11 protein-coding genes are annotated in these 13,044 nt (G+C 37.5%); 8 read left to right on the top strand and 3 right to left on the bottom strand.

All coding sequences use genetic code 11. The features are described 5' to 3' along the window. Positions 1-156: 156 nt before the first annotated feature. The 5 genes from RCJ95_RS18775 (at position 157) to RCJ95_RS18755 (ending at position 5,095) form a co-directional block, all read left to right on the top strand. Complete coding sequence (locus RCJ95_RS18775) at positions 157-1,065, top strand: TIGR01777 family oxidoreductase (protein ID WP_221682833.1); 909 nt, start codon at positions 157-159, stop codon at positions 1,063-1,065. Positions 1,066-1,132: 67 nt separating this feature from the next. Then, the gene (locus tag RCJ95_RS18770; protein WP_009371550.1) at positions 1,133-1,957 is read left to right on the top strand and encodes a polysaccharide deacetylase family protein; all 825 of its coding nucleotides are present in this window, start codon (positions 1,133-1,135) and stop codon (positions 1,955-1,957) included. 37 nt (positions 1,958-1,994) lie between these two features. Then, positions 1,995-3,383: a 23S rRNA (uracil(1939)-C(5))-methyltransferase RlmD gene (rlmD, locus tag RCJ95_RS18765; RefSeq protein ID WP_221682832.1), complete on the top strand. Its 1,389-nt coding sequence runs from the start codon at positions 1,995-1,997 to the stop codon at positions 3,381-3,383. A gap of 233 nt (positions 3,384-3,616) precedes the next feature. Next, the gene (locus RCJ95_RS18760) at positions 3,617-4,300 is read left to right on the top strand and encodes a Crp/Fnr family transcriptional regulator (RefSeq protein WP_221682831.1); all 684 of its coding nucleotides are present in this window, start codon (positions 3,617-3,619) and stop codon (positions 4,298-4,300) included. A 135-nt stretch (positions 4,301-4,435) separates the two neighbouring features. Continuing rightward, complete coding sequence (locus RCJ95_RS18755) at positions 4,436-5,095, top strand: peroxiredoxin-like family protein (protein ID WP_312129519.1); 660 nt, start codon at positions 4,436-4,438, stop codon at positions 5,093-5,095. Positions 5,096-5,601: 506 nt separating this feature from the next. On the opposite strand, the gene RCJ95_RS18750 is transcribed toward RCJ95_RS18755, so the two are convergent. After that, a complete protein-coding gene (locus RCJ95_RS18750; protein ID WP_257520600.1) occupies positions 5,602-6,237 on the bottom strand; it encodes a hypothetical protein in 636 nt (211 codons plus the stop codon). Between the two features lie 239 nt (positions 6,238-6,476). Then, positions 6,477-7,661, bottom strand: coding sequence for an MFS transporter (locus tag RCJ95_RS18745; protein WP_221682828.1), 1,185 nt, complete (start codon positions 7,659-7,661; stop codon positions 6,477-6,479). 374 nt (positions 7,662-8,035) lie between these two features. Between RCJ95_RS18745 and RCJ95_RS18740 the strand changes: the two genes are divergently transcribed. Beyond that, a complete protein-coding gene (locus RCJ95_RS18740; RefSeq protein ID WP_004230471.1) occupies positions 8,036-8,221 on the top strand; it encodes an SE1561 family protein in 186 nt (61 codons plus the stop codon). Between the two features lie 40 nt (positions 8,222-8,261). Here RCJ95_RS18740 and RCJ95_RS18735 read toward each other — a convergent pair whose 3' ends face one another. Beyond that, positions 8,262-9,062, bottom strand: coding sequence for a YwqG family protein (locus tag RCJ95_RS18735; RefSeq protein ID WP_405026510.1), 801 nt, complete (start codon positions 9,060-9,062; stop codon positions 8,262-8,264). 188 nt (positions 9,063-9,250) lie between these two features. Between RCJ95_RS18735 and RCJ95_RS18730 the strand changes: the two genes are divergently transcribed. Together RCJ95_RS18730 and RCJ95_RS18725 are read left to right on the top strand one after the other, a co-directional pair. Continuing rightward, positions 9,251-10,789: a fumarate hydratase gene (locus tag RCJ95_RS18730; RefSeq protein WP_221682826.1), complete on the top strand. Its 1,539-nt coding sequence runs from the start codon at positions 9,251-9,253 to the stop codon at positions 10,787-10,789. A gap of 272 nt (positions 10,790-11,061) precedes the next feature. Continuing rightward, positions 11,062-12,966 (top strand): heavy metal translocating P-type ATPase, encoded by a 1,905-nt coding sequence (locus tag RCJ95_RS18725; protein WP_312129518.1) that lies wholly within the window; start codon positions 11,062-11,064, stop codon positions 12,964-12,966. The last annotated feature ends 78 nt before the right edge of the window (positions 12,967-13,044 follow it).

The raw sequence follows: 13,044 nt of genomic DNA, 5'->3' as shown, positions 1-13,044 counted from the left end.
ACAAATAGCACGGTTAATTTTCCTATGTCACGGGCATTCTTTTCCCTTCCACGGGTAAACTTCCTGCTCTGCAATAAATGCCTAAAGATGTTTACTTTTTTGGTTACATGATAAACTTATTAGGAAGCGTTTTATTCGAGAAAAGAGGTGCATGTTATGAAAATAGTGATTGCAGGTGGCACTGGCTTTGTTGGAAAAGCCCTTATACAGCTTTTGCAGGACAACGGACATGACATTTTTGTCCTAACGCGTCATGAGTCAAGGCTCGAAAATGGCGTTCACTATGTTCAATGGCTACATCAGCATGAGCAAGCTTTGACAATCTTTGAAGGTGTAGATGCCTTTGTGAATTTAGCAGGTGTTTCATTAAATAATGGTCGTTGGACAAAAAAACAAAAGAAAGCTATCTATTGGAGCAGAATGAATGCCACATCAGAGATTGTACGAATAATGGACATGCTCACGATAAAACCAAAAGTCCTTGTCAATGCTAGTGCGGTTGGTATATACCCAACTTCCACACAAGCCATCTATGATGAAGATTTTACGGATTACGCAACTGATTTTTTAGGCACTACAGTCCACGATTGGGAGCGACATGCGAAACGAGCAGAAGCATTAGGTATTCGTGTGGCTCTTGCACGTTTTGGTGTCATTTTAGGTAGAAATAGTGGCGCACTTCCACCAATGCTATTGCCTTATCAAATGCATATAGGTGGCACGATTGGCTCTGGAGAGCAATGGCTTTCATGGGTACATATTGAGGATGTAGCACGTGCTATTTATTTCGCTATTACAAATGAAAATATTCATGGACCATTTAATATAACAGCACCGCATCCGATGAGAATGAAGGAATTTGGTCAAACGATTGCAGAAGTCATGGGCAGACGTCATTGGCTGCCTGTTCCTAGCTTTGCGATGCGTTTAGCTCTCGGCGAACAAAGCACACTTGTTTTAGAAGGACAACAAGTGCTACCAACCCTATTAGAACAACAACATTTTATATTTAAATACCCTTATCTAAAGCAAGCACTTGAAAATTTGTTAAAGGCTCAAAATTAGAAAAAATTAAGTTGGATAATTTTTTAATAATTACGCATTCTAATGAAAAAGAAAGGATGCGTTTTTTATGTGGAAACAACATATTGTTGGTGCGGTAATTGCTACTTTTATTATTGCCGCAGGAATTAGCTTTAATCCATTTTTTGCTGCTGGTTCTGATGAACACCATTGGGGCTTTAAACGCGCTAAAAACGGTGAGCAGGCAGAGGCAGGAGCACAGCTCGATCAGTTACTCGACAAATATGGTGCGATTTATAAAGGGAAGGCAGATAAAAAAATTGCCTATTTAACATTTGATAATGGCTATGAAAACGGCTTTACTGAAAGTATTTTGGATACATTGAAAAAAGAAAATGTACCTGCTACTTTCTTTTTAACAGGCCATTACTTAGACAGTGCTAGCGATTTAGTGAAACGCATGGTGAAGGATGGTCATACTATCGGGAATCACTCCTATGGTCACCCTAATATGGCTCGACTTTCGCCAGATGGCATGCGTGCAGAATGGCAAAAGTTCGATGGCAAGTTACGTGAATTGACAGGCATCGATCGTACAACATATGCTCGTCCACCTGAAGGAATTTTTAATGCAAAAGTGCTAGAGGTGGGCAATGCAGAAGGTTATCGCCATATTTTCTGGTCTGTGGCCTTTAAGGATTGGATGAAGGATGAGCGTCGTGGTGCAGATTATGCTTATAATGCACTTATGGAACAACTGCATCCTGGTGCTGTTATTTTAATGCATACAGTAGCACAGGATAATGCCGAAGCATTACCAATGTTTATTGCAGAAGCTAAAAAGCAAGGTTATACTTTCTTATCGCTTGACGATTTAGTATTAGAATATGAAGATTTTCCTGTTGCTTTGCAATCGCCTGCTCCTTCGCTATAATGGGGAGATGACAATATAGAGCAGGGACGTGGAACGTTTGACGCAGCAAACAACAATGACCGTGGGACAAAAATTCCCACTGACAATAAAAAGGCTAGGCATTAATGGTGAAGGTGTAGGTTTTTATAAACGTAATGTGATATTTGTAAAAGGAGCCATTCCTGGTGAAGAGATCACAGCTCAAGTAACAAAAACACAACGTAATTTTGCTGAAGCAGAAATTTTAGCCATTCGTAAAGCTTCAAAACATCGTCAGGAAGCACCTTGCCCAGTGTACAATGAGTGCGGCGGCTGCCAGCTTCAGCATATGACCTATGAAAAACAGCTAATAGAAAAACGAGACATTGTTATACAAGCATTAGAGCGCTATGCCAAACCTTTACTCGAAACAATTGAAGTGCGAAAAACCCTTGGTATGGATGATCCTTGGCATTATCGTAATAAAAGCCAATTCCAAGTACGTAAAGAAGGCAAGCGTGTTTACGCAGGTTTATTTGCTGAAGGAAGTAATAAACTGTTAAACATTAATGATTGCCTTGTTCAGCACCCAAGTACTTCTAAAATCACAGTTGCTACTCGAAAAATTTTGCAAAAGCTAAATATCACTATTTACGATGGTCGTACGCTAGATGGTTTAGTGCGTACGATTGTTGTACGTACAGGTATTCGTACTGGGGAAACACAAGTCGTCCTTGTCACAACAAGGAAAGAAATCCCTCATTTAGCTGAATTGATTACACGTATTAAAAAAATTGATCCGAGTATTGTATCCATTGCACAAAATATTAACCGTGAAAAAACATCCTTAATCTTCGGTGATGAAACTGTTGTACTTGATGGCAAAGAAACCATTCATGAAGAGCTTGGCGAATTGGCTTTTGATTTATCTGCCCGCGCCTTCTTCCAACTAAATCCAACACAAACAGTTCATCTATATAATGAAATTAAAAAGGCTGCTGCTTTAACGGGAAAAGAAACAGTGGTTGATGCATACTGTGGCGTTGGCACAATTGGATTATGGTTAGCAGATAAAGCGAAGGAAGTTCGTGGAATGGATGTCATTCCTGAAAGTATTCAGGATGCTCGTAAAAATGCTCGAAACCATGGCTTCAAACATACGAAATATGCAGTCGGTACAGCGGAAAGTGTCCTAGCGAAATGGCGCAAGGAAGGATTTACTCCTGATGTGATTACGGTAGATCCACCACGTACAGGACTAGCACCAGAATTTATTCGAACAGTCCTTAAACTAAAACCTAAACGTTTTGTTTATACCTCCTGTAACCCATCCACTTTGGCAAAGGACTTACAACAGTTAACGAAGCTTTATGATGTTGAATATATTCAACCCGTTGATATGTTCGCACAGACTGCGCAGGTGGAATGCGTTTGCTCTATGGTTCTTAAAACTGAACATCGAAAATGATATTTACTTTGTAAATTTTGGTGACCTTGATTAGGCGCAGTCTGCATATTGTAGACTGCGCTTTTTTCTTTTTTGATAGTCTTTTCTAAAGTTTTATTGTCTAAGAAAAAATAGCTAAACATCTGAAGAACAAAATAAAAAATATTGAGTGATGTCACCGATTCACGATTGATTTCAATGTGTTTACATTATGTTATAGTCTTGTTGGGCCCATGCAATTTTAAGGAGGAAAAATGGATAACATTCAATACTTATCACAATTTAATCTGCTTAATTCGCTCTCGATGGAAGATTTAATAGAAATGGAACAATTAACTTTAATAACAACCTTTCCGAAAAACACTTTTATTCAAACACCGGAAACTTTTTCGGAGGGACTTTACTTTGTTAAAAAGGGGAAGTTGCGCCTGTATAAAGTAAATGCTCAAGGTAAGCAATTTACTTCGGATATACTTAACGAAGGTAATGTATTTGGGGAAATGGATATCATTTCATTTGGTACTCGAGATAATTATATTGAAACGATAGTGGAAAGCCACATTTGTTTGATGAATAGGGAAAGATTTGAAGGTTTTTTAATTCAGCGGCCTCAATTTATGATGACATTATTAAAAGTACTAAGTAATCGAATTATCGATATGAGTCAATTAACGCAAAATCTAGCTCTTGGGAAACTACATGACAAAGTTTTATATGCACTTATTAAGCTCTCGGATCAGTTTGGACTTACTGGCGATAATGAATATTACAAAATAGATTTGCCTCTCTCACATCAAGAAATCGCCAATTTAGTTGGTGCAACCAGAGAAGCTGTAACTGGGGTCTTACAAGAGCTTGTTAAAGAAGAAGTCATTAAGACAGGATTTAAAACAATCTATATCCATCGAAAAAAGCTTTTGGAGAGAAACATTTCATAGGCTGAAAAAATGCAGGATAGTATCAAGTAACATAGACATTTTTAAAATGAGTTGTAAACAATATTACATCTTCCTCCAAGAAAAAAATGTATCGTATAACTATATACAAAATATATACGATATGGAGATGAGATAATGGAAAACACACCATTTCAAAAATTGCAACGAGAATTAGATATAGCAGCTACACATATGGAAGAGATGCTGTCAAAGGAAGTGCTAGATATATTCGAAAAAACGATACATGATATACGAATATCTGATTCGGGTAGGGGTTTAATAGCTGGCGTCAAAGCGCCTGACTTCACTTTAGTGAATTCTACAGGTCAAAAGATAACATTGTCTGAAGAAATTTTGAAAGGTCCAGTTGTTCTTATATTTTACCGCGGTATATGGTGTCCATTTTGTAACCTTGAGTTAAAAGCATACCAGCGAATGAATGAGGACATTAAGGCAATTGGAGGCCAATTGATTGCGGTTAGCCCGCAAACCTCAAACTATTCTGCATCTGTGCAAGACAAGAACGAATTAAATTTTCATGTTTTAAGTGACTTGCAAAATAAAACAGCTGAAAAATATAAGCTTAAATTTAAATTACCTGAGTATGTCTATCCTATCTACAGATCGCTCGATATTTCACTCGAAACATTTAATGGCGATCATTCTTGGGAACTTCCCGTACCCGCTACTTATGTAATTGATAAAGAAGGAATCATCCGTTTAGCTAGCGTGGAGGCAGACTATAAAAAACGTATAGAACCTAGTAAGGTGATGCAAATTCTCCAGTCACTTTAATAGCATCTTAGAATTATAAAAATATTATGAAAGACTGTCTCTCTGTTACCACATTCGTTTGGGATAACAAGGAATCGATTGATAATCGTCAAATTAAACATTAAAATAATCTTTACCAACTGTGATTTTACAATATATTATTAATCAAAGCTTAAAACCAATGTTGTAAAAACACATCAGTATGAAAAAGGACGTTTCTTATAGAAACGTCCTTTTTCTAATGCACAGCACAAGCTGCCTGGTGGATGATGGATGGTCCAGAAAAGTCGATACCTTAACCAATAACCCAGGATTTACATGATTATTAAATGTTAAATTTTCAGCTTTTATCCAAAGAACTTTCAAACGTAAGCTTTGTACTTTCACCTTTTACCTTTGAGCTTTCAAATCAGTTTAGTTGAAAGTTACCATTGGAGTAAGGCATGTTTTACGTTTTAACTCGCACACATGCCTTGAAGCGCGAGCGACTTTTCGTTTTCCATTTTCGCTAGGACATGCAAATCTTGTTAAACTTGTACTTCAATAAAGGTTGTGGCATTCGACTCTGATAAGACAGCGTCAACCTCTGATTCAAATTCTTCAATCCGATTGCTCAATTTCTCAATTTGTTGTTTAACATTTAGGGGATCAATGATTTCAAACTCATTTCTTTTCATAAATGTTTCGGTATGTAATTTGACTTCCTCTGGTGATTGTTTATCTTTATTGCCCAATATGTTAACTAAATAGGTTTCCAGCTTTGCAGGTAATGCATCATTTTCTTTGGCAACCGAATTGATAGCTGAACGATGCTGATGTTGTATAACTTCTAGCAAATTCTTTTCGTATTGAATAGATTGTTTCCGTTCAATTGCCTCCGCTACAGTCATTTCCTCTTTGCCTACCATCACCTTTGTGTTTGCATTGGACTGCACAACTAGCGCCTTTATTTTATTTCGATAGGAAATTAAACCTACCACTTTATCATAGGATGCTTGCATTTGTTTTTCATATTCAGGAATGTCTACACCATTAATTTTACGATTGCTTTTTCGATTAGCTACGACTGCGCTAACCTCATTTGTTGCTGCTTCAATTCGTAGAGTCAGCATTTTTAATTCTGTTAAAGCACGGTGGATAGATAGTTTTTTCATTTCTGTCATGACAAAAACCTCCTCTTTAAGCCAGTGTTCTTTTATTATAAATAGAAAGATGGATAATGTCCAAAAATATCCATTTTAATTTTTATTGCTTTCATTAGAACATGTCTGTATAATAATTTTCTAGGTGCCAAACCTATGTAACTTGGACGGAACATCCTTGTTACGCAAAAAACGCCATAACAGCACGGATTTGCTGGGCGTTTTTTTGTTTTTTGAGCGGGAGATGAGCCCCGCTCTTTTTATTTAGCCATCATTGGGTGTTGATGCTTGTGGCGTCCAAATATAAGTAAAACGATTGCAACGGCTAACAAAAGCATTGCCACAAGTAAAAGGAAGCTATAATTTTTTACATATTCTAAATAAACCCCACCTAAAAATGGCCCTGTTAAGCTACCAATACTTAAAGCAATTCCGCAAAGTAAATTCCCCGTAGGCAGTAGCTCCTTTGGTGTCAAATCAGCCATAAATGTAATCCCTAAAGAAAACATCGAGCCAACCAGCGTACCCGTTAAGAAAAATGCGACAGCCACAGCGAATTGTGAATGCTCTAAAAAGCTTGCAATAGCGAAAATAATTGCGCCACCAAATGACCCAATCATCAAAATATTCCTTCTCCCTACTTTATCTCCTAGTGCACCAAGCGGCACTTGCGTTAAAATACCACCAAATGTAAACACAGATAAAATGATAGGAATCATGCCGACTTCAAAGCCCTTGCGTAATGCATAGACAGGAAACAAGGCATTTAGTGAAGATTCCAGAAAACCATAGACAAAGGGGCCTAAAAAGGCAATCCACCCAAATAAAATAGCCAGTTTATACCGTTGCCATCCTCTGGCATTTAAGTCACCTGTTAAACGCTCAGGCTTTTCATTTTGCAAGAGAAATACAAAGGACCATGCAAATAGGCACATGATTGAAGATACGATAAACGGTAGCGCTTCAGCAATTTCAATGAGCTTCACCATAAGTGGTCCAACAGCAAAACCTATGCTAAATGATAAGCCATAGATGGCCATTCCCTTTCCTAAGCTTTTATGATCTGCTGTACTAGTAATCCATGTTTGTGTCGCATAATGCAAGGCATGATCGCCTACACCAATTAATAAACGAAGGACAAACCAAAAGGTCACACTTTTCCATAGAGGAAATGCAAGTAAAGACGCAAAAACTAGAGCTCCACCAATTAAAATAATCGGTTTATAGCCCCATCTGCGTAACGGCTGCTCGATAAATGGTGAAATCAGCAGTGTTCCTATGTATAAGCCTGTTGCATTCAAGCCATTCAATGCAGAGGATACCCCATCACGTTCAAATATTATCGAAATAAGCGGTAATAGCATCCCTTGTGAAAAGCCTGATATGGATACAATTACTACTAAAATGGTAAATCTTTTTGTGCTGTAATCTGAGAAGTACGTCATTTTTTCCTCCAATAACTAGTCATTCTTCCAAAGAACAGCATACCAAAAAGCCTTAGCGCTCACCACATGTGATTTTACGCTAAGGCTTAACTAATACTTATCCTCATTTAATTGTATAAACACGATTTTCGGCTTTTGAATATTACCGATTACTTGTTTAAACTCCCTCCTTTTCGAGTTAGCGTTGGTCAGATGACTTTTTTCAATCAGCTCCTTTACTTTATCTTAAAACAACTTTAACATACATCCTCAATATTGTAAATATTCTGTCTATTGTTTTTTTAAAATTAATCTCTTAGTCCTAGGTGTTTCCCTAAACATTGAAATTTAAGCTCAAATCGGCTACGATGAAAGGGATGAAATGAGGTGTACGAATGTCAAAGCCAATCACTGATAAAGAGCAACAAGTAACCTATTTAAAAGAGCGTCTTGAGATGTTTCTAGAAGTATTAGATGCCCTTGATCCTGAAACAGCTGAGTTAGAAGATATTGATCGCTTAATCCAAATGATGGATGATTTAGAGGACAAAATGGAGCAATTTCAAGCTCGTGAACAATAATGAATAAAAAACAAGCGAGCATCGTGTGCTCGCTTGTTTTTTAATGGCAATCCCAATTATAAAGAACCTTGCTAAAATCTTTATTCATTAACTCTTCCTCTGTGATAAAGAAATTGCCAACGCCACAATCGCCCCAAAGAATATTGTCGTCAACACTATCAATCTGTAACAGCATAATGATTGAATCTTTATAATCTCCATATGCTCGAGGATCTTCTTGCGTAAAGAATGGATACCCTCCAATTTTATGACCATCACCCGTCATAGCATCATAGAAGCTGTCTTCTAATGCTTCGTCATCCTCCAAAGCTTTTAAGATGCTAGCATACTTGTCATTGCTTCTAAAATCATCAATCGACATCGGCTCAACGCCTGTAGTAAAGGATAATGCCATTTCACGCTCGACAGGAAAATATAATTCCTCATCATCTATTTCGATAAAAGAAAAATCTTGAATAAGCTGTGCTTCATCTTGCATAACTTGTTCATGAAATATTACACGAAAGCCTTCTTGATTTTGTCCATTATCAAAATCCATTCCTAAAACATCGTCATAACCATCAATATAAAACTGCAATATTCCCTCTTCTGGGAAATTGGGTAAATGCATAGGAACCTCTGCAAAGTTAATTTGAGCTAATAACTTCAACGGTTGTCCCTTCATATTTTTTGGATATTCCATACCCAATGGGAAATAAGGATCTCCTGCAAACTTACTTTGAAATAAAGTTGTTTTACTTATCTCCGTATTAACCATTACAACAGGCTTCATTGTCCCTTCTATTAATGGTCTATATTGCTCGAATGCTTCTGGTAATTCAAGTAAAGTTTTAGCAGCCATGCAAGTTCCTCCTAATATTGGATTTATTCTATTTTAGAACAAACGTTCTACAAAATCAATACTCTCCTTCTATATTATTAAAATATGCTTTAATTTAGCAGTCTCAGATAAGGACTCTTTTTTTCATTAGTTGAAAAGAGTATAATGTAACGTGGAAATAATCAATTTTTCTATGGGGGGCAATACCAATGAATCTACAAAATTTGGAGAAGAGTCTTTACGATTTAATTACTGAAACATCTACGAATTTACCTAAGGATGTACGTCGTGCTATTAAAAAAGCAAAAGAAGCTGAAAATGCTGGTACTCGTGCAGCAATGAGCTTAGACACAATCGCAAATAATATTATTATGGCAGAAGATAACGTGTCACCAATTTGTCAGGATACAGGGCTACCAACTTTCAAAATTTATACTCCTGTTGGCGTAAATCAATTAGAAATTAAAGCTGCAATCAAAAAAGCAATCAATGATACAACTGCAGATGCAAAATTACGTCCTAATGCGGTGGATTCACTATCTGGTGCAAACAGTGGTAATAATCTTGGTGATGGTTTGCCAGTAATGAAATTTGAACAATGGGAAAAAGATTACATTACAATTAAGTTAATTCTCAAAGGTGGCGGCTGTGAAAATAAAAACATTCAATACAGTCTACCATGTGAATTAGAAGGTCTTGGTCGTGCAGGGCGTGACTTAGATGGTATTCGTAAATGTATTTTACACTCTGTATACCAAGCACAAGGTCAAGGCTGTTCTGCTGGTTTCATTGGTGTAGGTATTGGTGGAGACCGTTCTTCTGGCTATGATTTAGCAAAAGAGCAATTATTCCGCCATGTTGAAGATACAAATCCAAATGCAGATCTTGCTAAATTAGAAGAGTATGTGGTTAAAACGGCTAACACATTTGGTATCGGTACAATGGGCTTCGGTGGTGAAGCAACATTATTAGGCTGTAAAATTGGCGTAATGCACCGTATTCCTGCCTCTTTCTATGTATCAGTAGCATATAATTGTTGGGCTTACCGTCGTATGGCTGTGGACATCGATCCTCAAACTGGCGAAATTTTGAATTGGCACTATCAAGAAGGTGAAAAAATTACCTTCAAAGAGAATGAAGTAGCTGCTACAACAGAAGATACAACTACAGATGTAGTAGAACTTACTGCGCCAATTACTGAAGAACAAATTCGTTCATTAAAAGTTGGTGATGTCGTTTCTATTACTGGTCGTATGTATACTGGCCGTGACGCCATCCACCACCATTTAATGAGCCACGATGCACCAGTTGATTTAAATGGACAAGTTATTTATCACTGTGGACCTGTAATGGCTAAGGATGAAGATGGCAATTGGACAGTGAAAGCAGCTGGTCCAACTACTTCAATTCGTGAGGAGCCTTATCAAGGCGATATCATGAAAAAATTCGGTATCCGTGCTGTTATTGGTAAAGGTGGGATGGGACCAAAAACATTAAAAGCGCTTAATGAGCATGGTGGCGTTTACTTGAATGCAATCGGTGGAGCAGCACAATACTATGCGGACTGTATTAAAGGCGTTGATGGTGTTGATTTAATGGAATTCGGTATTCCTGAAGCTATGTGGCACTTAAATGTTGAAAAATTTACAGCAGTTGTGACAATGGATTCACATGGTAACTCACTACATGCAGATGTGGATAAATCATCATTAGAAAAACTTGCTTTGCATGCAGAAAGAGTCTTCTAATTAAATAATAGATAGCAGTAGTAACTCGTTTTATTGCACAATTTTGTAAGGCACAGAATATTCCTAGTGAATAGACTGTGCTTTTTTCAATCCTTTTGCAAATTGTTTAAAAATCTCCATCAAACTTCCTACTTTATTTTTATAAATTCCTTTGTTATAATAATTCTAAATAAAAGAGATGGTAATTGAAATCCATTTTCAATTAAACAGCTCAAAACAATGCTATTTTATAAAGGTTTTGATATTGATTTTCATTATCAGGAGGGATAGAGATGGAATACTCTAATCGAGAAAATATAAGAGTAATTGAGAAAGTAAAAGAACATGCAGAACTAATTGCCGCATTAATGGCTGGAATTTTCATCTTACTAGCATGGCGTTTAGACACAAATGGACAAACAACGGCTTCTGTTCTACTATATTTAATTGCCTTTTGTGTAGGTGGTTTCGCGAAAGCAAAAGAAGGCATTGAAGAGACCATAGTAGAGCGAAAGCTAAATGTTGAGCTGTTGATGGTATTAGCTGCAATTGGCTCAGCTGCAATTGGCTATTGGACAGAGGGAGCCATTCTAATATTTATTTTTGCAGTAAGTGGTGCACTTGAAACGTATGCGATGAATAAAAGTCATCGCGAAATATCTGCCCTTATGAATTTACAGCCCGAAGAAGCCTGGTTAGTGCGTGGCGGATTTGAGCCTATGAAAGTATCAGTTTCCACATTACAAATCGGGGATCATTTATTGATTAAACCGGGTGAACGAATTCCAGCAGACGGCATTATTTTTAAAGGCCAATCTTCTATTGATGAGTCAGCTATTAGCGGAGAGCCACTGCCAATCTCAAAAAGCGAAGGGGACGAAGTTTTTGCAGGCACAGTCAACTTAAATGGTGCTATTACTATGGAAATGACAAAGGCGAATTCAGAGACCCTTTTCCAAAAAATTATACAGCTCGTTCAAAGTGCCCAAAGTGAAAAATCCCCCTCTCAACAATTCATCGAAAAGTTTGAAGGGACTTATGTAAAATTTGTTTTACTTGGTGTTGCCATTATGATGGTTCTTCCTCACTTCTTACTCGGCTGGGACTGGACAACAACCTTTTACCGAGCAATGGTGTTATTAGTGGTTGCTTCACCTTGTGCACTCGTTGCTTCCATTATGCCTGCAACACTCGCTACTATATCAAATGGTGCAAAAAATGGTGTGCTATTTAAAGGTGGTTTACATTTAGAGCATCTTAGTGTGTTACGTGCATTGGCTGTCGATAAAACAGGTACTTTAACGCAAGGAAAACCAGTTGTTACAGATTTTATTGTCCGTGATGGAGTAGAACGTGATACGGCTTTAGCAATTCTTGCAGGAATTGAATCTCAATCCAATCATCCCCTTGCCCAAGCGATTACCTCCTATGCTAAGGCTGAAGGAATCGACATACTACCACAAGCAACTATTGAAGATATTCCTGGCTGGGGTATTAAAGGAACGATTCAAAACAAGGAGTATCAAGTAGGCAAACCAGAATTTGTTGATGTGCAACTTGCTAACAATTTTGCAAATAATGCTGTAACTAAACTTGCAGCAGAGGGAAAAACAGTTATTTTCATTCGTGATCAACACGGTATTGTTGCATTAACAGCATTAAAAGATACTGTACGCTCCGAAGCTAAGAAAGCTGTTACATTATTAAAAGAGCTTGGTATTCAAGTGGTGATGCTTACAGGCGACAACGAAAAAACAGCCAAAGTTATCGCGAAGGAGGCTGGCGTTACTGAATTCGTCGCAGAATGTTTGCCAGAAACGAAGGTAACTGAAATGAAACGCCTACTTACACAGCATCAATTTGTTGGTATGGTCGGCGACGGTATTAATGATGCCCCTGCATTGGCTACAGCAACTACTGGCATAGCGATGGGTGAAGGCACAGACGTGGCGCTTGAAACAGCGGATGTCGTGCTAATGAAAAATGACTTATCAAAAATCGCCTATGCTGTTCGTTTATCACGCAAAATGCAACGTATTGTGAAACAAAATATTTTCTTTTCTATCGGGGTTATTGTCTTATTAATCGCCTCTAACTTTTTACAAGTTGTCGACTTGCCTTTAGGCGTAATCGGTCATGAAGGTAGTACAATTCTAGTTATTCTAAATGGTTTACGTATGCTCAATAAAAATGTTTAACATCAATTAAACCTCAGCATAATTGCGTCCAGCTTGCTTGAAGCTACTCTTCCTGCGACATGCGCTGAGGCTTTTATT

Source organism: Lysinibacillus sp. BSL11 (assembly GCF_052928325.1).
Note: the sequence above shows the minus strand (reverse complement) of the source record. Positions and strands in the feature narration are given on the sequence as shown.